The following is a 21676-nucleotide window of genomic DNA, read 5'->3' as shown; positions in this document are numbered from 1 at the left end:
CGGCGCAAGCTAAGTCCAACCGCTGGTGTTATATATTATCCCCGGCCCGAAGCGTCTGGCGCATCGTCACCGACAACCATCCCTCCCCGCCCCGGTAGAGTTCGCAGAAACGCGAGTATCGATATCCATCCGGATGATGCGCGATATACTCGTCCCACAGGAGTGTCAGCGTCACATGCCTGCACTTGAGCTCGCGATGCACCGCCGCCCAGTCCGGATCGGCGTGCCGCCGCCACACGTCGTAGCGTCAGCGGCACAGTCGAGGCCGCCACTCCCACCCGAATCCCGATCTGGCGGGTCGAAACCCCAGCCTCGTTCAGCCTCACAATCTCGCGCATCTGGCGCATCGTCGTTCTCTCCGCCGGCATTGGCCGCTCCCCAAAAGAGCAACCCTAAACAGGCCAGCAGAGCCCCAGGACCTCGCCGACGAAGACCGCCAAGCCGAGCGACTTTAAATCGGAACGGTGGGCGACATCAAATCGGAATTGCGGGCGACATCAGCCCGGAATGGTGGGCGAGCATTTCCCGGAATGCTGGGCGACATGACCCCGGAATCCGCAAATCTGAGGCAGAGATGTCGGGGCACTTACCTCGGATCCAAAGCACGACTTGACCATCATGGCCAACTAACTGCTGAGCATAATCCAGAGCTTCAGGATCAGCGGCACACTTGATAGCAACGATACCGTGCAGGCGCCTCGCCTGATCTAAAAGGTAGATAGAGTAATGTCCCATTCCTGTCTTCTTTTTGATCCCGCAGCAGAATCAGACCCGCTTTTCTGCTAGCCTCCGTTCGGATTTTGGAACAATATGTTGCGATAACGGAACATTAGCACACTATCACAGGAACGTGAGTGAATTCGCGGCGATGGCAGCACGTGCAGTAGCGCGTTTGACGGCAGCCTAGGCCTTTTACCGACCCTTAACCCGCGCGACCAAGATCAGCCCAATCTCGACACCGAGCGCGCTCCTGAAGGTCCATGGCAGGACCGTACGGCTATCGTATCTTGAACTTAGATGCTGAGCCGGCACGACCGGGTGCGCGCTGAAACGGAAGCCGGCACCTCTTAGTGCTGCCACGCTCTTGGTGACGCTTGGATACCGGCCGCAGACCGGATGTCTCGGTGCGCCTAGGCCTGGTAGGATCTCCCAAACCGTTCCAGGGACGGCCGCGTCGATCTGGGCCAAAGCTGTATCGTTCAAGTCGGTCATGCATAGAGCTTAGCATCCGACGGTGCGTGCAGTGCCATCGTTCTGCAACCATAGCGGGACGGTCTGCTTAACCGCTACCAACGACGCTCCTGGTTTTGGAATCGGCGCAGCACCCTATCGATCTCGGCCCGGGATTGGGCCTCTGTTCTCGGCTGACCTGGGATTCCGCAGTCTGCCTCTTCTGCAGCATCACGCGCCGGCAGCGGCAGGGGTTTGGAAGCGGCCAAGAGAGGCGTCCACCCGACAGGCGCAGCCCGGTGCCTCACAACAGGCTGCTGCTTCGGCTGCCGCGCGACCGCCGCCTTGGTCGTCCGCTGGATCTCATGCCAAGCCCTCGCCATTCGCTTCGGCGTCGGTGGCTGACCATTCCCATCGTAACCGCTGCGAGAACACCACAAAGCAGGATACCGGATCAGCGGTCCTTGAGTCGCTTTGGCATCCAGTAGTTCCGGATTTGTGGGATCACCAGCGGAATGTCGTGGTAGGCATCTCGTAGGAAGTCCTTGGTCTCTGATCCTGCGCGAGCCGGACCCAGCATGGGACTGCCATGTTCATCGATGCAGTGGAGCAGGATCGGGAGCAGGAGGCCGTGCTCTGTGCGTTCCAAATCGCATAGGGTTTGCCACGCGTTGGGTCGCAGACGCATCGCCGAGAGAAACCCCATGCACCACGGGGCGGCGAGGACAGTGCCGTCATCCTTTTTCTTAAAGATCGGCGCATTCCTGTCCGGAGCCTGGGACAGTGTTTCACCGATCGTGTTGAACCTGTCGGCTATGGCCATCATGGCGGCGAGACTCTGGCCCGACGCAGAGCCAACAATTCCGTTGATCCCGAGCAGGTCGACGAACCACACGTCAGGCTGGATCGAGCACGGGCCGATAGCGATTGCCGTGAGGTATCCATCGAGCATGGAAACGCCGTCGACTTTCGGTGACGGCTCGAGCTGCCGCAGCCAGATATCGAGTGCCTCCAGGCGCATGGCCTTCGGCGCGGCTGGTTCGCGCTTCTGCTTCACGCGGCGGCCGTTCGGGTGGCCTGCGTCGCCTTCCAGACCCACGGCAACAATTCACGCACGGCGTTGTTCTTCGTCTGGCCGGAGACCATCCGGTCCAGCACGTCGGCCAGGTAGGCGTGTGGATCCAGATCGTGCAGCTTGGCGGTGTTGATCAACGACGCCAGCACCGCCCAGCTTTGGCCGCCGCTGGCCGCTCCAGCAAACAAGGCGTTTTTCCGCCCCAGGGCGATCGGCCTGATCGTCCTCTCGACGGTGTTGTTATCCACTTCAACCCGGCCATCTCTCAGGAACATCGTCAGCCCGTCCCAATGGCCAAGCGTGTAGCGGATGGCCCGCGCCAGCGGCGCCTTCACGGAGATCTCCGCCAGACGGTCCTTCAGCCAAGGCTTGAGGATGTCGAACAATAGCCTGGTCTCCGCCTGTCGGATCGCCACTCGTTCGCGGGCGCTGGTGCCGCGGATGCGTGCCTCGATCGCATAGATGGCTGCAAACCGCGCAAGTGCTGCCGCGGCCACCGGCGACCTCGTTGGCTTGTGCACCTCGAAAAACCGTCGGCGCGCGTGCGCCAGGCAGAACGCCAGCGTGATGGCGCGGCGTTGTTGCGTGGACCGGGCGGGAGGCAAGAGCTTGCCCTACCCGGTGATCGCTTCAGACGGTGGGAACGGAGATTGGCTTGGTGATCCGGATCATTTGGTTGAGGGCACAGATGGCGATGGCGACCTCAGCTTTCTGACCGGTGGTCGACCGTGCTCTGAGCTTCGGACCGATGATGTGTTTGTAGCGACCGATCGTCGTCTCCACGATGCTGCGTCGGCCGTAACCATTGGCTTTCTGCCAGGCCATGCGTCCCTTCTCGGTAATGTCCCGGACATGACGATTGCGAACGGTCTCGGTGTCGGCGTCAGCTTTGATGACCGAAGATGCTCTTGGCGGGATGACGATATGAGGTGGCGGGTTATGCTGGCGTGCGGCAGCGGCGTCATACACGGACGTGCCATCATAGGCGCCGTCGGCAATCACGCTGGCGATCTGCCCCTCCACCGTTGCCAGCAGCCCCGCGACTTTTGATATGTCGCTGGTATCCTTGTCCGTCAGGTTGTGCGCCACGATTTCGCCAGTCTCTGCATTGACGGCCAGATGCAGCTTGCGCCATTGCCTGGGTGTGCGGCCATGCTTCTCGGCATCCCACTCGCCCTGCCCGAAGACCTGCAGGCCCGTGCTGTCCAACACGACATGAATGGGCTCGTCACGCCGGGCGGCACGCGGTTGACGTCCGGCAAAGGCGCGCCCCCGACGGCTCAAGGTCGAATGATCAGGCACGCAAAGTTCCAGTCCGAGTAGGCGCAGAACCGAGCGCGCGAAACCTTCTGCCTGGCGTAGAGCCAGATGGAAGACCAATCGCAGGGTCAGCACCAGCTCGATCGCCACCTCGGCATAGACCGGTTGACCGCCTGGTGTCGTCCGGCGCGGGGCATGCCATCCAGACAAGGCCGCCGTGTCCAGCCACAACGTCAAGTCACCACGTTGCCGCAGACCAGCCTCATAGGCCGTCCAGTTCATGACCCGGCGACGGGCCTTCGGAATGTGGTGGCGGCGGGACGCGTTGTGCTTGAAGGGCATCCCAGACCTCTATCAGGCCAGGAGAGCCGCGTCAGCCGACCGGTCCATCCACCAACGCCGGCTACGCCTCCAAAAACGCTTGGATACCGTCCGCAGACTGGATACCGTAGTGCACCTTTACCAGGTAAGACTCCGCATATCGTTCCCGGAACGGCCGCATCGATCCGAGCCAAGGTATGGTCTTTGATGTCAGACATGCAGCGAGACTAACAGCTAAGCTGGCGAGGTCCACCGGCTCTGCTCTGTACCTTTAATGAGACAGTTGCTCTCGCTGAAATTTGCTATGCCTCTCGCGCCAGTCTCGAATGTCAGGTTGGTCCGCTAGGGCGGGGGTGCCGGGCGATTATCTCCAGGTGCGGCCGGCACCCAAACACCGTCGCGGACCGGTCTACCCGCTCGACGCCGGGGGGCGCAGCAGGTGAGCTAGACCCAATCAGCGGCGGAATTGGCCAGATGGAACAAGGAGAACATCAAGCCGGTTACAATAGCAGCGCCGCGCCAGCCGACCAGGGCTTTTGCGACCATCGGGGCTGCGACGCGGCGAGACGCCTCGAGGGCGCCCCGAAGCAGTACGACGATGGTCAGTTCGGCAAAAGCACGTGATCAATGACGTGGATTACGCCGTTCGACTGGTAGACGTCGGCGATCGTCACGGTTGCCATCCCGCCTTTAGCATCCGTCAACGTAATGGTGCCCGGGCTTCCCATCATGGCAATTAGTGGTTCTCCTTCGATAGTCGTCAGAGTGGCCCTGCCGCCGCCTGCGGTGATCGCCGCCATCAGCGCCTTGGAGTCCATCGTGCCCGCAACAACGTGGTAAGTCAGCACCTTCGTGAGCATCGCCTTGTTCTCAGGCTTCAGCAGTGTCGATACGGTGCCAGCAGGCAGCATCGCAAAGGCTTCATTGGTCGGAGCGAATACGGTGAATGGCCCCGGGCTGGATAACGTATCGACCAGTCCAGCTGCTTTTACGGCCGCAACCAGTGTGGTGTGATCTTTCGAATTCACTGCGTTCTGGATAATGTTCTGCTGCGGGTACATCGCTGCACCACCAACCATTGGATCGGCCATCGATGCGGTAGCGGACGAGGGTTGCGACATCATCGCGTTGGAGCAACCTCCCATCAAAACAGCCGTCAGCGCAATTAATGCGATCGATTTTGTTCGGGACATAGTCATTTCCTCACCGAGGCGGGATCGGTTCATCCCACCTTGCTATGTAACGTCTACGCGTGATGAGGCCGACTAGATGCAGGCTACCCTAATACACCAGCCGTCAGGTGTCCTTGCCGTAGGCCTTTTCATGTCATCGAATAGTGAGATGACATATTAGCGATTGGATCAGAACCGATGCCTGAGGCTCTATTCGGCTTCTCAACAGATGGGCGCCTGAAGCGCGCCATCGGATCGGCCAGCTCTGTCTACATCCGGGAGGGCACGAAGGAGACAGGGTGGGCAGCGGTAAAAAGCTGCCTCAGCCTGTCCGAGCGGCAGGCCAGCCGGTTCGTAGACTGGAGGCGGCTCGATCCGGACGAGCTGGTGCACCGATAGTGAGGCCGCCAGCCTCGATCATCGCAGACGCAGATGGCCGTACAACGGAAAGAAGCAAGTCAATCTGATGTCCATTCTCGGCGTTAAGATACCAACGCAGGCAGCTAAGGGCCATCCATGTCTCAAGACATCCACCAACATGAAGCTACGATCGACGAGGCCGGGTACGTCCGGGTGCCGGCCACAATGTAGGAGGCGCTACGGTGGCGGGTTGGGATGAAGATCTTTATGGAATATACCGACGACGGAATTCCGGTAACCCCGATCGAGGTGCCAGGGGACGTCGAATAGCAGTCTGTCGTCGGATCTGGCTGCTCATGAGCGACATCACGCTTGCGGCCTCAATCCTGGGAAGGAAAGGCTTATGCCGGTCGTGAATCCAAGTTTGCCACTTCAGCTGCTCGCGCAGGATCTGATGAAGGAAACAACGTCTGACATTGGAAACGAGGTCGCTGCTTACATCCAGTGCACTTATCCAGAAGCGTTAAAAACATTGCCGGACACCTTTCTGGCGTCGCTTCGCGATTGCGTCTGCAATGAGGTCATGAAGGGTTTGAGGCTCACAAACGCTAATGGAGTTGCTGAGCGTTTGGTAGAATTGGAACGTGTTCGCCGAGATCTGCATGCACTCGTTAAGGCGCATAGCAAGGGTCCGCCGGCTACCCATCCCAGATGCGATGCACCGGATGCCAGAACTGGGGTCGGAACATCGAGCCGAAGTGGGTCAGGCTATGTAAGCCGGAGTGTTCACGGCAGTGAGGTTAATGCGCTACCAGCATGTCCGACACGGTCTCTACCAGATCGTACAGCCGGAACGACTTCGGAAGGTATCGATACGGCTCTGGAGGGGATTCCTTCCCGAGAAGATACAGCCGAGCGCTGACGAACAGGATCGGGATTTGAGGATAACGACCATGCACGTGATGAGCGAGCTCGATCCCGTCCATCCCTGGCATACTCAGACCCGTAATCAGAACGTCCATGCCGCCGGACCTTTTGATTATTCGAAGCGCCTCATGCCCTGAGGCGGCCTCGACCAGGTCGAAGTCGGCCACATCCAACATGTCGACGATGATTCGCCAGACTTAATACAAGCGGTCGATACTTGGCGCAGCTCGACTGTACACAGGGTATCAACGTAATTCTACCGTCGCCTCCGAGCTATTCCGACGCGTAATGGCCCGTCTTCACTGACCAAGTCGACAATGTCTGGACGTTGTTCGCCGGGGCGGGGGTCGGCTGATGGGCTTCGCAATCATCAAGCTGAAAACCACTCCCGTAAGATCCGGGCAGTCAGCTTTGAGACGGAACCCCATCGGTGACGGCCGCTTTCTCAAGCGCCGGTCACGCTAGTAGCGTTGACCCTACGTCGGAACGCCCCCATCAGATATCAGCCTAGCCCCGGCGCGAAAATATGCCCGGGAGACCCATTGGCGAGCAGCACCGTCATCTTGTGAAAGTCCGGCATCGGGCAGGGCGCCGCGTTATACTGCGAAACGATCGCATCGCAGATCGTCGCCATGAGAGGAGAAAACACCAAGAACCGGTTTGTCACCAGGTTATGATCACCTTGACTGACTAGCAGGCAGGCTTCCTTTGGACAGAGCGCTGCCGTCCACGGGCCCTGGCAAGCATTCAATATGCGAGCCTCTTCTCCCACCAACGACATGCTGAGCGTGATCTCGATCGTCATCCATCGCATCGCGTCGGGCCTCCTCTCTGCCCGTAATCCCGCCTCAATCAGGCAATTAGGCTCATGACACAGTGCCGACACAGGCACGACTTGAACAGACGGCTTCAATGCCGCTGCCGCAAGCCATGTATCAATCGCTGCGGTGGCAGCTTCACAGGCCGCACGAAACGACTTGATGCCGCCAGAATTAGCCGCCACGCCCTCTATCGATCTATGCGCCTCGACCTTGATTGACCAGGAACGAGAACCGCCCCTCTCCGCTCCAACTCTGTACTGAATGCCGCGGTAAGTGTAGTTGTGCAGGGCCTTCATTGGCCTGCCGCCGGATTCTGACGCGTCAGTCTTACCCCAGGCGCGTCTCCGTTAGTGAATTCGACGCCAGCGGCCTCGAGGGCGATGCAGATGGCTAAGATGGTCCGCTGTTGCGGCGCTCCTTCACCCTTTTCAAGCCGGTCTAGTGTTCTGACTGGCACCCCGCATGCCTCAGATAACCGGATACGTGACCATCCGACTAATGCTCGAGCCGCTCTCACCTGCGCTGGAATTACGGCGGGCTTTCGGCCACTAAGACTTGCGTTCATATAATGAGGTTGGCAGGTTTCCCGCCGTCACGGAAGTGGCAGCCGGACAAGGTGTTACCAGCACCGCCGCCTTGCGGTGGTCGCCTCTGGTGTTAGCCAAGGTTGCCTCCGGCCGCCAGGGATCGTGTGTAGTAAATTCCTACTGATCCAAAATGCAGAAAAGCTCGCCTCTGACGGTGCAGAGGCATTAGCCCTGATCGAACACCCTGACCAAATCCGACTGGTCGTGACCGATATCAACATTCCTGACTTCAATGGGTTTGATGTCGCTGAGCGGGCCCGTGAACGCCATCCAGGCCTTCCCATAGTTTTCGTCACTGCACTTCCAGACCAAGTCTGCGCCCGGGTGAACAAGAAGCCGTTCCATTGCCTCCGAAGCCGTTCGCACTCCAAAGATTGGTTACGAAGGTTGACGAAATGCTGGCTGGGCGATGACCACCGAGCGCTGGATACCCGGGCGCCTCAAGGTCTCGTTCGTGCGTCTCGATGGCGCTTCTGGTAGCTTGCAATCAATGCATCCAACCGACGAGAGGCACCCTGGCTTGACGGAGCGGCGGCGATCGCTAGTCGGCGTTCCCGCGGCACTGGCACGAAGCTCTCAAGCACCCGGGCGTAGTCAGCTTCGGTGAACAAGAGCTTGCGGCCATTGCGACGGTGCGTTGGGCCGCCACCGCAGGTCGGGTGCTGGACGATGTGGGCAAGCAGTCTGGTCCGTCCAACCTTGCCGCGAAACCGTTCCAGCACCTCGGAGAGGAGCAGGAGGTCTTGTGGAGCGCCTGACGTCACCTTCAGCGCCTTGTCACTCACTCGCCATATCTTCGTGCTGCGCCCTCACAGCGATCAGGCTGCCTGCCTCGGTTCGGGCCGTAGACATGTCGCAGTTCAATTGCAGGTTGAGCCAGAACCCCGGAACTTTGACCACTGTCGCGATGAGTGGCCTGGTTTAGTCAGATGGATCACGTTGCAGCTCCTCGCAAAGCGCAGAAATTACCGCCAGTGCCTGGTCCATTCCTACTTGATCACCATGCATTGCCGCATCTGCAAAGTGATCATGAGCGGCTTGATAGCGGCCTTCGAGTGTCGTCTCTAATGCGGTATTATAATCGATCATCACGTTATGCTTTCTTGAGCTAAAGCAACACAAACGAAAGTCTCTTATCGATCACAGCATCCACGTTATTACATAAAATAACGCGGTCATGATCAAATGGAAACGCACGCGATCACGCAACTGTGCTAGTTTAAGAACTGAAACATTCCGCTGCCCAACCCACGCCAGAAGCCGGCGAATTTGCAGCTCCTGATCGGAGTCGAAGGGATTCCGGCTTGAGCCGCGACAATCAATCGATTGCTGATTATCTTTATAAGTCTGAGACGGCTGTCGAGAAGTCTATGGAACGATTGAGGGACTAGTATTCCAAGTTACCGAGAGAGTTGATTCTTCTTGCAGAAATCCAGCGAGGAATTCGCGCCGCTCAGATGCGTTTGACCCGGTGTGGACCGAAAATCTCCAGTTCTAAGACAGGCCCGAACGATCTTTAGCAAATTGTTAATTTGCGCCCCGGCGTGGGGGATGCTGACCTCCGCTGACCCTATTTACCGGAGGTCTACCAAGGACTTTGAGATCATCCTCCGAAGCTAGCTTTGCCTGGATATTGCCGCCTCTGCCCCAGGTGAGATAAGCCATGTCCGTGCCCGCGATCAGCCCGCCGAACGTCATCGCACGCTTCCCGCGTTTAAAGCAGACCTGTTCGCCCAGTCGAAATTGCGCCAAAAATAGATCCGAATCGTTACACCGTTCTATAATTGTACAATTTTCCGCGTCAGGGGAAGCCCTAGTAGGCGGCGCTTGATTGCAAGGTCACCGAAACCACGGGGTAAGCTATCGCCGGCTTGGTAGTGCTAGCGATCTTGGTCGGTATGTATCTCGCTCAGCTCGAGAATAGCTGTTGCAAGAGACCTCGAGTGGCAGCGTGGCTGACGGCCTCATAGTCCCATCAGAGCCCTTATCCCTCCATCCAGCGCAGCCTGCTGTGCCGCGACCTCATCGCTGACCTTTACCCATATGGCCGCGGTGGCAAGTTCACCCTTAGCGCGTAATTCAGCTGCCCGCTTCATTGCCAACTGTCTAGCATTTCTACCGTGCTTCTTGATCATTAGATTGGCTGCTTGGCGGTAGTTCAAGCGTAGGTTCCTAACTTTTAGACGCAGGCGCAGCTGCTACAGCGCGCTTAGGCTTGAGGGATACCTGGCGAGGTGCAACAGATCCTGTAGAACCTCTTACCGGTATGTAGTAATAGCTCGGGAATTGATGCTGACTGATAAGTCAAATGAAGCCAATAGCGCATCAAGTTTGACCTTGCTGATTCAATGTTGCTCGCCAGGCTTCCGCAGCCGCACCCCGGCACCGCCGCCGTTTTCAGGAATGAATCCGATACCGGCGGCATTCAACGCCCGACGAATAGCGTCAGCATTTGCCCGCATCATTCCGGCTAACCCACGCGCACTTTCAGCCCGCCGGATTGTCACGAGACTGACGCCGGACAGTTTTGCCAGGCCCTCCCCTGACATTCCAAGCAGGGCCCTGGCGGCCTTCATCTGACCCGCTGTTATGGTGACACCTTCCGTATCTAGAGACATTAAAGTTTGCATCTCATATTCGGTGACACTATAAGTATCTTCAGACACTTTAGATGGCAAGGCAAACCTTCAAGTCCTACCGGCCCCGCCACCCCGAAGCAGCCGCCCACCCGCTTCGCTCGATCCCGATGTTCCGCCCGGCCTGCGTCTTCGGCGCTGCATTCGTGACGAAGCAGGACCCGCTGACCGTTGCCCGGCAAACGGCCGCTCGTACTCTCGAGCTCGCCCGGTTCGAGAGTGCCGACGGTTGGGAGGCCTATGGCGAAGCGAAGTCCGCTGTCGGCGCGGTCAACCGCATCAGCCGCAAGGACCGGCACGACCGGGCTATCTCGTCGGATCGCTACGTCGCCCGCCGCCGCAGACATTTTCTGCGGGGCCACAAGGCACTGTTCGCCCCTGAGGCCGCTCTGCTAGCGCTGGCGAACTGAGTTGATCAGCCTCCTCCTCATGCTCGTGGGTGCGGTGGTGACCTTCGTCCATCGGCTGGTGCTTCGGGTTCCGCGACGCGGCCAAGCAGGACCGGCAGACTATCGATGCGCTGACAGCACCATGGGACGGCATCGAGCGCCGCCAGGACACGGACGGGGTGTCGGTATGAACCCCGCGATCGCCATCCCGCCAATGCCGGCGACCCTGAACGCACCGGCCTACACGCCGCTCGCCCTCGCAGCCCGTGAGTGCTTCCTGCGTGACGCTGCATTGGCCCGGGCGCGTGCCGGTGACGCTCAGACCGCCCTGCTCCTGGCTCATGATGCCGACGTGCAGCACCGCCGCCACCGCCTGGAGAACTGACGAAAACGAGATTGCTCGCCTGATCCAGGTCGCCGCGCTGCGCGGGGCCTGGACCAGATACGAGCCTTCCGCGCCGGAGCAGTTAATGAGACCTGTGCGCGGGCTCAGCATGGCGGCGTTTTGAGGGATGGCTACGCTGAACCATAATCGTCATTCGATGTGTTGATCTGTGACAGCCTGCTGATCTCTAGTTGAAGGATAAGCACGGTCACTGAAAGGCACGAAAGCTATCGAAGGCTGGGCCGTAGCAGGTGTCGGGGCTTAGAGCGCCTTTCAAGACCTTGTACTGCCCGGCGATCTGATTCATGAGGAGACATGGCTTCTCCTCTCGTCTCCGACGCCCTCTGGTCGATCATCGAGCCGTTGCTGCCCGTGCCTCCGCCACGACCGCGGGGCGGCAGGCCGCGGGTACCGGATCGGGCGGCGCTGACCGGGATCCTGTTCGTGCTACGGACCGGCATCCAGTGGGAGATGCTACCGCTTGAGGTGGGGTGCGGCTCGGGCATCACGTGCTGGCGTCGCTTGCGGGATTGGCAAGAGGCGGGCGTGTGGGATGCACTGCACCGCGAACTGCTGCGTCGGCTGCGGGCGGCCGACCGGATCGACTGGAGCCGGGCCTGCCTGGACAGCGCATCGCTGGCTGCAAAAAGGGGGGCGACAAGACAGGGCCAAACCCGACCGATCGAGGCAGGCTCGGCACGAAACGCCATCTCGTCACGGACCGGCGCGGCATCCCGCTCGCCTTCATACTGACCGGCGCCAACACCAACGACAGCATGCCGTTCGAGGAACTGCTCGACAGCATCCTGCCGATCGGCGGCAAGCCGGGCCGGGCACGACACCGGCCGGACAAGCTGCACGCCGACAAGGCCTACGATCACCGACGTTGCCGCCAGGCCTGCCGCCGCCGTGGGATCTCACCCCGCATCGCCCGGCGCGGCGTCGAGACCAGCCAGAAGCTGGGCCGACACAGGTGGGTCATCGAGCGGACCTTCGCGTGGATCAACCGCTACCGCCGGCTCGTCACGCGCTACGAGCGCAGAAGCGATATCCACCACGCATTCACCGCTCTCGCCTGCTCATTGATCTGCTTCAACACGCTGCAGAAGAGGTTTTGAAAGGCGCTCTAAGCGAAAAAAACAAGCGAATTGGGTCGTGCTCGTCACCCAAGACGGCGCGTCGATCGTGAACCTTATCTCTGCAAGACTATTCCTCCATAGTGGCTTGCCTAACATCGTTCGGCCTGATCAGTTCGATCATCAGTAGGACGCCATCAAGAACATTGGACAAACCTTTTTCGGAGCGAAGCCTGCCTCCTGCCCGGAGATCGAGCAGGCCGTGAAGGACCGCGTAAATCAGGCTGGTCATCGTCGCCGCAGGGATCAGCGGCAGTTCGCCAGCGGCTTGCGCGCCCGCCACGAGCGCCGCGAAGCCGGAAAACGTCGTTACGGCCACAACTTCGAGCTGACCTCCTCGTGATGCGATGTCCGGGTCGCCGAAGAGGAGCCGGTAGCGCGCGGGATGGGCCTCGCCGTAAGTTACGAACAGTTCGAGCGCCGCCTTGAGCTTGTCGATCGCCGTCATCGCCGATCGCTCGATTCCAGTGAACGCGGCGGAGAAGGCGCTAAAGTCCTTCTCCGCTACGCCTGCCAGCAGCGCCGCTCGATCAACGAAGTGCTTGTAGGGGGTGTTGTGGGACACCCCGACTGCATGCGCGACAGCCCGAAGGGTTACCGCTCCGTCTCCGCCCTGATCGAGCAACTCAGCCGCAGCCTCGACAAGCTTCTCCCTCGTTCCCATCCCTTACTGTGTTCCCTTTTGCCAATGCCCCCGGTACGATCAGCCTGCCGAGAGCAGAGCCGATCGCTCATCCGGCCGCAGATGGACGAGGGCTTCTGAGTCTGTCCAGAGTTTCAGGGCGGCTGCAACGTCATAGGACTTTATCGATGAGCGCTGCTCGGTAAAGCGGTCGTCTTTTGCTTGGAAGTATTTTCCCGAGCCGGTGGCGTAGGCGGGATCGACGGCGAGTTTCGCAAGCGCCGCGCCGGAGAACTCGACCGAGGACATCGTGATGCCCATGCGCCGCATGACCCACTTCATCAATGACGTCTTCGCCAGGACCTGAACGGGCTTCGGATGGGTTCGGAGCAGACCGGTGCCGGCGACGGATCCCGGGTCAAATGCGATCGGTACGATCGAGCTATTTGCCCGCCGCAGGCGTTTGTCCATTTCGTGCACGTAGAGGATGTCGCAGAGTTTCGAGGTCGTATAGCGGACACCAGTCGAGAGCGGCTTGTCCCCGCCTTTGCCCACGTCAATGAGAACTAATGCGTCAGGCTCGGCAGCCTTGCCGACCACTTTTCCGTCTGCGGTGTCCGGATCGTGAGTGCCGCTGGCGGTGTACACAACACGGCCTTTCTGCGCGACCTTGTCGATCAGCAACTCGATAAGGAGAAAATGGCCGAGGCAATTCGTGGCGAACGTCATTTCGTACCCATCCGGACTGTAAGAAACCGGCCCCATGAACTGAGCCCCGGCATTGCACAGAACGGCCTGCAACTCCTCGATCTCGCCGCTGTCGAGCATTGTGCGGCAGCGCGCTGCCGCCGTTCGCACCGAGGTCAACGAAGAAACGTCCATCTCCAGAAGTTTGACCTCGCCACCTTTAGCGCGGAGTTGCTGTGCCGCGACCTCCATTCGGTCGAGGTCCCGCCCTGCGAGTAGGAGAGTCACTCGCGGCTTCGCAATCAGCTGTTTCGAGCATTCTAACCCGATGCCGCTATGGCCGCCGGTGATCAGTATCGTGGGCATAAAATGGACTCCAGGTTGACAAGGTCACCCTAAAAGCTAGGGTGACGTTGTCAACCTTCGAGGCGTAGATATCCATCCATTGCTGACGAAATCATTAATCAACGAGCGTACGAAGATATTGACTATGGATCCGCCGAGCCATCGAACCGCAGGACGGGCATCGACTGACAACATCCAGTGCACGCACGGTGATTATCGTGTGGGCCTCCGCCATCACGATGCTCTCGACCACCAAGCCAGGCGGAACAAGGAAGGATCCACGCAGAACTCGATGCATACTACAGACCCCTATCTGGACCAGCAGTTATCTAAGCAGCCAACTGCATAAAGAATGAGTCAGAGCCAATATTCGACGCCGATGGGGGTCAATATTCAATGCTGTTTGACGTTCGTCTTTCTGGCAGCGGCCCGCACGTGTGCTGCAGTGAAGTCGCTCCGGAGCGGGATTGGCATGGCAAACCTCCAGGTTCGCCAGAGCGAATCAGATTATGCCCACCTTGGGAATCCCTCAGGAGTCACGGTCTCAGAGCCTTGGTATAACAGATGGTTGCGCGTCAGCAACACCTTCTCCAGTAAACAGTTATGCAGGTAAGCACATTCGTCTCTGCTTTGCTGCCAGTGCGCAGTTCCTTGATCTGACTCAGTAGATCGTCTGCACGGCATCATCCGCATCGGAGGATCACGTCGTGCTTAAGGCTGCTACTTGAACCCGATTGCCATTCTCCAGCAGAATGTAGCTTTCTACAATTTGCCACCGTATCACTACGCGCTCATTGCGGATCGGATTGAACGTTATGTGTCCCCGCTGCGATGCTATCGACCGCCGCCGGAACAAGCGGAGGGGACTTCTCAATTAGCGGGACGTCTACCATAACAGGCTGTTGCTGCCAGCCGCCGCCAAGAGCAGTATAGAGGGTCACGACATCCTCCGCCACTGACATCTTGGCTTCATCTAGGCTCTGGCGGGCGCTCGTCAGGGTCTGTTCGGCATTTAGAACAGTGATGAAGTCCGACAAGCCGTGTTGATAGCTGTTCTTGGAGAGGTAGAATGATAATTCGCTTGAGCTCACTGTCTGGATCAGCTTGTCTCGAGCGTCAAGGTCGTTGTGATAAGACGCAAGTGCGTTTTCGACTTCACGTAGACCGTTCAGCACTGTATTGCGGTAACTGAGGACTGCAGCCTTTTGTTGGATTCGTGCGAGCCTAAGACTAGAGGTCAACTTGCCGCCTTGGAAGATCGGCAGCGACGCACTCGGGCCCACCGAATAAAAGCGGCTGGCCCAGCTGGTCAAGTAGCTAGCATCGGTAGCACGAATGCCGAGGCTGCCCGTCAGCGAGATGTCGGGATAGAAGCTGGAGACGGCGATGCCAATATTAGCCGTTGCCGCATGCAAATTGGCTTCTGCCTCGCGGATGTCAGGACGGCGACGAGCTAAGGTGGATGGGATACCGATACCAATCATATCTGGGGGAGCCGGTAGTGGCGCTGGAGTGTCAAGCATCGCGTCCAGCATACCGGGCGGTCGACCGAGCAGCACGCTGAGCTGGTTCTCCGCCTGTTGAGCCTGTGTTGCATAGGCAGGAAGCTGGCGCTGGTAGTTGTAGAGCTGAGTTTGTGCTTGATCGACGTCGAGCTCGGTGGCCAGACCGGTTGCGCGCCGGCGCTGGGTGAGGTTCAGCGAAGAGGTGGCGGCACGGATATTATCCTGTTGTGTGGTAAACAGCGCCTGCGCCCCGCGCAGCTGCACGTAAGCCTGACCAACCTGGCTCTCCAGCATGACCAAAGCGTCGCTAGCAGCTTCCGCCTGCGCTTCCGAGGTTGCACGAGCTTGCTCGACTGACCGGCGCACCTTGCCGAAAAGGTCGAGTTCCCAGGACGCGCTTAACCCATACTGGAACAGGTTGATTGGCTGCTCGGCGGCATCAACGGCAGAATTGACGCCCTGGCCAACTGCTGGCTGACCCGCCAATAGGCTTGACTGTCCGCTAATCCCCTGCGACTCCAATATACCGCGCAGGCCGAGCTGTTCGCGGTTATAGCTGGCGGTGCCGCCCAGTGTAGGTAGCCCGGCGGCGCGTGCGGTGACGACGTTCTCGCGCGCCTCAGCGACGCGCAATAGCGCCTGCTGCAGGTCGAGGTTTCCAGAAATCGCTTGATTAATTAGTTTTGTTAGCATGGGGTCGTTGAATCCACTCCACCAAGCTGGATCCGGATTGCTGGCTTCGGTCACCGGATTGAAGCTAATTTTGCGGGCGGAAGGGGTGTTCCAATCGGCGGCAAGACGTGGCTGGGATGGCTTAAAGTTTGGCCCAACCGTACAGCTGGACTGGGCAAGCAAAGCTGCACTGGCCATTACAATCAAGATCAAACGCACTGATTAGTGTCCCCCGCCGCTGGCCTTTGGCTTAGCACTTGACAGCATGAGGGCCGTGGGAATGAACAGGAGGGCAGCGCAACCAGTGAGCAAGAATACATCGGTATAGGCCAGAACCGCCGATTGGGTTTGCAGCATCTGGTAAATTTGCCCCGGCGCGGCCTGCATTGCCTGCTGTGTTGAATCGCCTAGATTGATTAGGCCCTGCTGCACCTGCTGCAGCAGGACGTCATATGGTTGGTTTCCAGGAGAGAGGTGATCAATCAGGTGTGCCTGCCGGGTCTGCTGGTGGTCCGTGACCCACGATGTGGAGATCGAGATACCAAAGCCACCAACAACATTGCGTGCCATGCTAAACAAGGCGGCTGCATCGTTATTCAATTCGCGCGGTAGTGTGGCGTAGGCGATGGTGCTGATCGGCACGAACAAAAACGCCAAGCCCCCACTTTGGCCGGCGCGGTAGAGGCAGAGGTGGAAGAAGTCGAGGCCGGGCACCAAGTTCATGGAAAAGAATAAAGCCGAGCTAAGCGCCACGCCGCCGAAAGCGATCACATACTTCACCGGGACGAAGTTCATCACCTTACTGACGATAGGGATCAGAATGATCAACAAGACGGCGCCGGGCGCCAGCAGCAGCCCAGCCAAGGTGGCGTTGTAGCCCGCCTGCTGCTGCGCATATTGAGGTACCAGCACAGCAGACGCATAAAGCACGAAGCCCATAAGGGCGATCTGAAACCACGCAATGGCAAAATTACGGTCCTTGAAAGCGCGTAAATTTACGATCGGATGACGCCTGTAAAGTAAATATGGTATCCCGAAGGCGAAAGCAACTGACGACAAGGCCATCATAACGCGTATAAAGGTCGAGTTGAGCCAGTCAAAGTTTTCTGCCCGATCAAACGCGATCTCCAAGCATCCGAGCGCGATGACGATAAAGCCAATGCCAACATAGTCGATTGCCGGAGCCGTCGCCTTGTCCTTCTTCGCCATTGGTGAGTCCTCCACCAACGCTACCACCGCGAACAAGGTGATCACGCCAAGCGGCACGTTGATAAGAAAAATCCAGTGCCAGGAGTAAGTATCAGTAAGATAACCACCCAGTACCGGACCGACTGCGGGAGCAACAATGATGGCGACTGCGGCAATTGAGAACGCCTGTTGCCGCTTGGCCGGCGGAAAGTAGTCGAGAAGCAACGCCTGCTGCGTCGGCTGTAGCCCGCCGCCAAAGAACCCTTGGGCGGCGCGGAACAGTAACAACTCTCCGAAATTGGTTGATAAGCCGCAGGCGAGCGACATCGCGGTGAACCCGCCAATCGAGATCAGAAAGTAGCGTTTCCGCCCGAATCGCCGGCTGAGAGCACCAGAAATAGTGAGAACGATGCCATTAGCAACTAAATAGGTGGTAAGCGACCAAGTAGCATCGTCATTACTGACCGACAGACTTCCAGCAATGTGCGGGAGGGCGACGTTGACGATGGTGGTGTCGAGCACCTCCATAAACGCCCCCAGCGTCACCACTACCGCGACAAGCCACGGATTGGCCCGCGGGGTCCATCCACGTGGATCGCTCATTTCACGTTCACCGTGGTATTCACCGAGATACCGAGCGGCAACCCGTGAGCCATGTCCAGACCGCTGTCGATCACCACCTTGACTGGGATACGGCGAACGATCTTAACAAAGTTTCCAGTCGCGTTCTCGGCCGGAAAGGCGGAAAACTGAGCGCCACTTCCCTGCTGAATGCTATCAATGTGGCCATGTAATTTGAGGCCCGGGTATGCGTCAACTGTTATCGACACCGGCTGGTCGACATGCATACGCGCGAGTTGGTTCTCCTTGTAGTTTGCAACTACCCACGTCAAAGGAGTTACAAGATAAAAAAGCTGCTGTCCAACCTGGGCATAGGTGCCTCGCTCGACGTTGCGCATTGTAATTTTTCCGTCCTGCGCTGCGCGGATCTCAGTGTAGGACAGGTTGATCTCAGCCTGCGCCAGCGCCGCTCGATTCTGATCGACTTGAGCTTCGCGCTGGTGCACTGTCTCCACTGCGGTTTGAATAGATTGCTTCACGAGGCCGGCGATTTCGACTTGTGCTCTCGCAGAATCAACTAGCGCAACGTTTCCCCTGAACTGGGCGATTGACTGATCTACATTGGTTTTGGTGGTAGCGCGCGGGTCGACGCTCTGCTGCCGGTCGAAGTTCAGCTTCGCATTCTTCTGGTTGACCTCAGCCTGCTTGAGCTGTGCCTGAGCCTGCAACAAAGTAGCCGGCGCACGAATATAAGTTTCCTCAAGTTCGATCTTGGCAGCTGATAGCTGCGCTTCAGCCAAGGCGAGGTTGGCTCGGGCTTGGTCGCGAGCGGTGAGATAGTCGCGTGGGTCGATCTTGAGTAATAACGCGCCAGCCCGGACGGTGACGTTGTCGTCGATGTTGAGCACTGTGACGTAACCAGCAACTTTTGCGGCCACGGAAATAGAGCGTCCATCAGTATAGGCGTCGTCAGTACTAACCAAGTTTCGTGTTAAAAACCAATAGATCGCACATACAACGATCGTAAGTAACACTACGATCCCGAGGATGATTAGTGGCCAGCGGCTTTTTGGCTTGTCGTTGTTTTCGCCGCCGTCCTTCTTATCGTCTTTATTGTCGCCCTTGTCTTGGTCGTCTTCGACCGCTTTATTGTCACTGCCAGGGTCGGACGATTTATCCGGCTTGTCGCCCTTCAGATGGTCCTGCTCGGCTTGAGGCTCGAAGACGGCACGCAGCTCACGGAGGGTCTGGGCCGACCTGATCTGCTCAACTGTGACGCTCAAGGCAAAATCCTACCAAACTCAGCTGGAACTACATACATCCTAGCATGTATGTCAAAACAAACTATGGTGGTCAATCAGTGTCAGGTCGATATCCTGTGTTACACATTAGGAATCCACGCTTTGCGCAGGGCGGCGATGAACGCCTTGATCGCAATTACACCCTTGCCAATGGGAAACTCATCCGGCGAGCGTAGCCAACGCATAAAAGATCCATGCACAACGACCTGCAGCACCTGGGCCGCGTCCTCTGGTTGCCAGTCGGACCCCGGCGCTGGGGGTGGAATCACAACGTTGAAGTAGTGCTGCAACTCGCTGAAGAACAATCGGGTGATCGCGGTTTGCCGTTCAAGCGCTGGTGCCATTTCGCCGACATAGTCGCAGCGTAGTAGCATTACAGTGAGCCGCAGCCGGGCAAGCTCGTCAGATTGGATACGCTCGAACGCTTCGACGATGCTGGTCTCGAGCGCCTGCATTGCCTCCTCGGCATTGCCTGCATGCGAGACGCTCGACCTGAGTGCTGCCCGCATCTGCTCATACGGCTGCTGCGCGCGATGCTCGACGGCGATAAAAACTTCGACCTTGTCAGAAAAATGCCAGTAGACCGCCCCGCGTGTGACGCCCGCCTCACGGGCGATCTCTTCCAACGAGGCACGGGCAACCCCGCGCCGGTAAAACACTTGTTCTGCCGCATCGATGATCCGCTCCCGCGTCTGCTCAGCGCGTTCCTTAGTTTGCCTTGCCACCAGCTTCCCTTCAGTTGACCCGCGCCATACACAGGCCAATCGGAGCTGGCTTGCCAGAGCCGGCGACCAAACCTCTTCACGTATAACCAGAAGCCTACGCTGTCCAAGCTTAAGGTTCCGATCGACTTTATTTTTTGGTGAAGTGGAGAGATTCTGACACCTGTGGGTTGTGATTCAAGACTGCCATTGGAAAGGTATCTTTCGGCGTATTGGACCGATTGGTGCTGAGCCATCCGGCATAGGACCGGATTGCGCGGCTGGTTGTCCGACAGCCCGATCAGAGGCTCGACGAAGCGCGGTAGCCGCAAGTTTGTCGAAGGTGTGGTCGAGCTTATGCGCACCAACTTACCATGGCGCGATCTGCCGGAGCTGATTGATGATGGAACAGCGTGTTCCGCCCTTTCAGACCCAAGGTGTTTAGTCCCGGACTGTGATGGTGTGGGTTTAGCTTGAATCGTTCTGGCTCGATTGTCCATTGTCGGCAGACGAACTCGTAGGGTGTGCTGCCCTTGAGCGTCTTCAGTCTGCGGGCGCAATTGTAGGCAAGCAGGAACGTGTGCAGGTGCTGCCTGAGCTCATCGGCCGAACTGTAGTGGAACGTCCGCACCGTCGCGTCCTTGATGGTCCGGTTCATCCGTTCGACCTGGCCATTGGTCCATGGATGGTTTGGCTGCGTCAGCCGGTGCTCGATGCCGTGGGCAAGGCATATACGATCGAAATTGTGCATGCTGTAGGTCGACGTGGCGTTGGTGCAGGGATTGGGCTTGAGGCAAGAGTTTGCCCTGCCTGATGATCGCGTCAGACGGCAGGAACGGAGATTGGCTTGGCGATCCGGATCATTTGGTTGAGGGCGCGAATGGCGATGGCGACCTCCCCTTTTTGACCGGTGGTCGACCGTACCCTGAGCTTCGAGGCGATGATGTGTTTGTAGCGACCGATCGTGGTTTCCACGATGCTGCGCCGGCCATAGCCATTAGCCTGCTGCCAGGCCATGCGCCCCTTCTCTGCGATGTATCGGACATGACGATTGCGAACGGTATCGACCCTGCTTGCACCATTGACGATCGACGAAGCTCTTGGCGGAATGATGATGTCGGGTGGTGGGTTTCGCTGGCGTGCGACAGCGGCGTCGTAGACCGACGCGCCATCATAGGCCCCATCGGCGATCACGCTGGCAATATGCCCCTCCACCGTCGCCAGCAGCCCCGCAACCTCCGAGATGTCGCCAGTGTCCTTGTCGGTCAGGCTGTGCGCCACGATCTCGCCGGTCTCTGCATCGACGGCCAGGTGCAGCTTTCGCCACTGCCTGGGTGTGCGGCCGTGTTTCTCGGCATCCCACTCGCCTTGCCCGAAGACCTGCAGCCCCGTGCTGTCCAGCACGACATGAACGGGCCTGTCATGCCGGGCAGCACGCGGTTGACGTCCCGCAAAGGTACGACCACGCCGGCTCAAGGTCGAATGGTCAGGCACGCGTAGATCCAGCCCAAGCAACAGCAGGACCGAGCGCGCGAAACCTTCGACCTGACGTAGAGCCAGATGGAAGACCAGGCGCAGGGTCAGCACCAGCTCGATCGCAACCTCGGCGTAGACCGGCTGACCGCCTCGTGTCATCCGGCGCGGGGCATGCCATCCAGCCAAGGCTGCCTCATCCAGCCATAACGTCAGATCGCCACGCCGCCGCAGACCAGCCTCATAGGCCGGCCAGTTCATGACCCGGCGACGGGCTTTCGGGATGTGGTGGCGGCGAAAGGCGTTGTGCTTGAAGGGCATCCCAGACCTTTATCAGGCTAGGAGAACCGCGTCAGCCGACCGGTCCATGCACCAACACCAC

At 58.7% G+C, this 21676-nt stretch carries 21 protein-coding genes and 3 pseudogenes; 5 read left to right on the top strand and 19 right to left on the bottom strand.

The annotated features are described in order from the left end of the window. Positions 1–31: 31 nt before the first annotated feature. The 5 genes and pseudogenes from HN018_RS29675 to HN018_RS26915 form a co-directional block, all read right to left on the bottom strand. Positions 32–347 (bottom strand): annotated as a pseudogene (locus tag HN018_RS29675) (IS21 family transposase); the annotation flags it as partial. Positions 348–1624: 1277 nt separating this feature from the next. Continuing rightward, complete coding sequence (locus tag HN018_RS26930; RefSeq protein WP_172443555.1) at positions 1625–2227, bottom strand: UPF0149 family protein; 603 nt, start codon at positions 2225–2227, stop codon at positions 1625–1627. Next, positions 2224–2850 (bottom strand): IS66 family transposase, encoded by a 627-nt coding sequence (gene tnpC, locus HN018_RS26925; protein ID WP_239479462.1) that lies wholly within the window; start codon positions 2848–2850, stop codon positions 2224–2226. The genes HN018_RS26930 and tnpC overlap by 4 nt, the downstream gene beginning before the upstream one ends. 25 nt (positions 2851–2875) lie before the next feature. Next, complete coding sequence (locus HN018_RS26920; RefSeq protein ID WP_171837638.1) at positions 2876–3847, bottom strand: IS5 family transposase; 972 nt, start codon at positions 3845–3847, stop codon at positions 2876–2878. A 581-nt stretch (positions 3848–4428) separates the two neighbouring features. Then, positions 4429–5025 carry a fasciclin domain-containing protein gene (locus HN018_RS26915; RefSeq protein ID WP_171837648.1) on the bottom strand — a complete coding sequence of 199 codons (597 nt, stop codon included), beginning with the start codon at positions 5023–5025 and terminating at the stop codon, positions 4429–4431. A 171-nt stretch (positions 5026–5196) separates the two neighbouring features. On the opposite strand from HN018_RS26915, the gene HN018_RS26910 reads away from it, so the two are divergent. Then, positions 5197–5397 (top strand): hypothetical protein, encoded by a 201-nt coding sequence (locus HN018_RS26910; RefSeq protein WP_171837639.1) that lies wholly within the window; start codon positions 5197–5199, stop codon positions 5395–5397. A 761-nt stretch (positions 5398–6158) separates the two neighbouring features. On the opposite strand, the gene HN018_RS26905 is transcribed toward HN018_RS26910, so the two are convergent. The 3 genes from HN018_RS26905 to HN018_RS26895 form a co-directional block, all read right to left on the bottom strand. Further along, entirely contained in the window at positions 6159–6470 is a 312-nt protein-coding gene (locus HN018_RS26905; RefSeq protein WP_338034059.1) for a response regulator, read from the bottom strand. A 317-nt stretch (positions 6471–6787) separates the two neighbouring features. Then, positions 6788–7402 (bottom strand): hypothetical protein, encoded by a 615-nt coding sequence (locus HN018_RS26900; protein WP_171837641.1) that lies wholly within the window; start codon positions 7400–7402, stop codon positions 6788–6790. Next, positions 7399–7671: a helix-turn-helix domain-containing protein gene (locus HN018_RS26895; RefSeq protein WP_171837642.1), complete on the bottom strand. Its 273-nt coding sequence runs from the start codon at positions 7669–7671 to the stop codon at positions 7399–7401. The genes HN018_RS26900 and HN018_RS26895 overlap by 4 nt, the downstream gene beginning before the upstream one ends. Before the next feature lie 76 nt (positions 7672–7747). Between HN018_RS26895 and HN018_RS29670 the strand changes: the two genes are divergently transcribed. Beyond that, complete coding sequence (locus HN018_RS29670; RefSeq protein WP_408886854.1) at positions 7748–8173, top strand: response regulator transcription factor; 426 nt, start codon at positions 7748–7750, stop codon at positions 8171–8173. Between the two features lie 441 nt (positions 8174–8614). Here HN018_RS29670 and HN018_RS26885 read toward each other — a convergent pair whose 3' ends face one another. The 3 genes from HN018_RS26885 to HN018_RS26875 form a co-directional block, all read right to left on the bottom strand. Next, a complete protein-coding gene (locus HN018_RS26885) occupies positions 8615–8782 on the bottom strand; it encodes a hypothetical protein (RefSeq protein ID WP_171837644.1) in 168 nt (55 codons plus the stop codon). 875 nt (positions 8783–9657) lie between these two features. After that, positions 9658–9855 carry a hypothetical protein gene (locus HN018_RS26880; protein ID WP_171837645.1) on the bottom strand — a complete coding sequence of 66 codons (198 nt, stop codon included), beginning with the start codon at positions 9853–9855 and terminating at the stop codon, positions 9658–9660. A gap of 183 nt (positions 9856–10038) precedes the next feature. Next, on the bottom strand, positions 10039–10371 hold the full coding sequence (locus tag HN018_RS26875; RefSeq protein ID WP_338034053.1) for a helix-turn-helix transcriptional regulator: 333 nt from the start codon (positions 10369–10371) through the stop codon (positions 10039–10041). On the opposite strand from HN018_RS26875, the gene HN018_RS26870 reads away from it, so the two are divergent. From HN018_RS26870 to HN018_RS26860, 3 genes and pseudogenes are all read left to right on the top strand, one after another. Next, positions 10365–10739 (top strand): hypothetical protein, encoded by a 375-nt coding sequence (locus HN018_RS26870; protein WP_171837646.1) that lies wholly within the window; start codon positions 10365–10367, stop codon positions 10737–10739. The genes HN018_RS26875 and HN018_RS26870 overlap by 7 nt on opposite strands. A gap of 1 nt (position 10740) precedes the next feature. Continuing rightward, complete coding sequence (locus HN018_RS26865) at positions 10741–11103, top strand: hypothetical protein (protein ID WP_171837647.1); 363 nt, start codon at positions 10741–10743, stop codon at positions 11101–11103. 315 nt (positions 11104–11418) lie between these two features. Continuing rightward, a pseudogene (locus HN018_RS26860) lies at positions 11419–12137 on the top strand (IS5 family transposase); the annotation flags it as partial. 172 nt (positions 12138–12309) lie between these two features. Here HN018_RS26860 and HN018_RS26855 read toward each other — a convergent pair. From HN018_RS26855 to HN018_RS26820, 8 genes and pseudogenes are all read right to left on the bottom strand, one after another. After that, positions 12310–12903, bottom strand: coding sequence for a TetR/AcrR family transcriptional regulator (locus HN018_RS26855; RefSeq protein ID WP_171834198.1), 594 nt, complete (start codon positions 12901–12903; stop codon positions 12310–12312). 39 nt (positions 12904–12942) lie between these two features. Next, a complete protein-coding gene (locus HN018_RS26850; protein WP_171834197.1) occupies positions 12943–13914 on the bottom strand; it encodes an SDR family NAD(P)-dependent oxidoreductase in 972 nt (323 codons plus the stop codon). Positions 13915–14684: 770 nt separating this feature from the next. After that, positions 14685–16268 carry an efflux transporter outer membrane subunit gene (locus HN018_RS26845; protein WP_171834204.1) on the bottom strand — a complete coding sequence of 528 codons (1584 nt, stop codon included), beginning with the start codon at positions 16266–16268 and terminating at the stop codon, positions 14685–14687. A 24-nt stretch (positions 16269–16292) separates the two neighbouring features. After that, a complete protein-coding gene (locus HN018_RS26840) occupies positions 16293–17861 on the bottom strand; it encodes a DHA2 family efflux MFS transporter permease subunit (protein ID WP_171834196.1) in 1569 nt (522 codons plus the stop codon). Then, positions 17858–19102, bottom strand: coding sequence for an HlyD family secretion protein (locus HN018_RS26835; protein WP_239479460.1), 1245 nt, complete (start codon positions 19100–19102; stop codon positions 17858–17860). The genes HN018_RS26840 and HN018_RS26835 overlap by 4 nt, the downstream gene beginning before the upstream one ends. 98 nt (positions 19103–19200) lie before the next feature. Continuing rightward, on the bottom strand, positions 19201–19845 hold the full coding sequence (locus HN018_RS26830) for a TetR family transcriptional regulator (RefSeq protein WP_171834195.1): 645 nt from the start codon (positions 19843–19845) through the stop codon (positions 19201–19203). A 331-nt stretch (positions 19846–20176) separates the two neighbouring features. Next, positions 20177–20569, bottom strand: a pseudogene (locus HN018_RS26825) (integrase core domain-containing protein); the annotation flags it as partial. Between the two features lie 74 nt (positions 20570–20643). After that, entirely contained in the window at positions 20644–21615 is a 972-nt protein-coding gene (locus HN018_RS26820; RefSeq protein ID WP_171834193.1) for an IS5 family transposase, read from the bottom strand. Positions 21616–21676 lie beyond the last annotated feature (61 nt).

Source organism: Lichenicola cladoniae (assembly GCF_013201075.1).
GTDB classification, from domain to species: Bacteria; Pseudomonadota; Alphaproteobacteria; order Acetobacterales; family Acetobacteraceae; genus Lichenicola; species Lichenicola cladoniae.
The sequence above is the reverse complement of the archived record's forward strand: the minus strand, read 5'-3'. Positions and strand labels throughout refer to the sequence as shown.

Bases quoted from the DNA above. Each gene is read 5' to 3' on its own strand.
- HN018_RS26920 (WP_171837638.1), bottom strand. From the start codon at position 3,847: ATGCCCTTCAAGCACAACGCGTCCCGCCGCCACCACATTCCGAAGGCC.
- HN018_RS26915 (WP_171837648.1), bottom strand. From the start codon at position 5,025: ATGACTATGTCCCGAACAAAATCGATCGCATTAATTGCGCTGACGGCT.
- HN018_RS26910 (WP_171837639.1), top strand. From the start codon at position 5,197: ATGCCTGAGGCTCTATTCGGCTTCTCAACAGATGGGCGCCTGAAGCGC.
- HN018_RS26900 (WP_171837641.1), bottom strand. From the start codon at position 7,402: ATGAAGGCCCTGCACAACTACACTTACCGCGGCATTCAGTACAGAGTT.
- HN018_RS26895 (WP_171837642.1), bottom strand. From the start codon at position 7,671: ATGAACGCAAGTCTTAGTGGCCGAAAGCCCGCCGTAATTCCAGCGCAG.
- HN018_RS26885 (WP_171837644.1), bottom strand. From the start codon at position 8,782: ATGATCGATTATAATACCGCATTAGAGACGACACTCGAAGGCCGCTAT.
- HN018_RS26870 (WP_171837646.1), top strand. From the start codon at position 10,365: ATGGCAAGGCAAACCTTCAAGTCCTACCGGCCCCGCCACCCCGAAGCA.
- HN018_RS26855 (WP_171834198.1), bottom strand. From the start codon at position 12,903: ATGGGAACGAGGGAGAAGCTTGTCGAGGCTGCGGCTGAGTTGCTCGAT.
- HN018_RS26850 (WP_171834197.1), bottom strand. From the start codon at position 13,914: ATGCCCACGATACTGATCACCGGCGGCCATAGCGGCATCGGGTTAGAA.
- HN018_RS26845 (WP_171834204.1), bottom strand. From the start codon at position 16,268: ATGGCCAGTGCAGCTTTGCTTGCCCAGTCCAGCTGTACGGTTGGGCCA.
- HN018_RS26840 (WP_171834196.1), bottom strand. From the start codon at position 17,861: ATGAGCGATCCACGTGGATGGACCCCGCGGGCCAATCCGTGGCTTGTC.
- HN018_RS26820 (WP_171834193.1), bottom strand. From the start codon at position 21,615: ATGCCCTTCAAGCACAACGCCTTTCGCCGCCACCACATCCCGAAAGCC.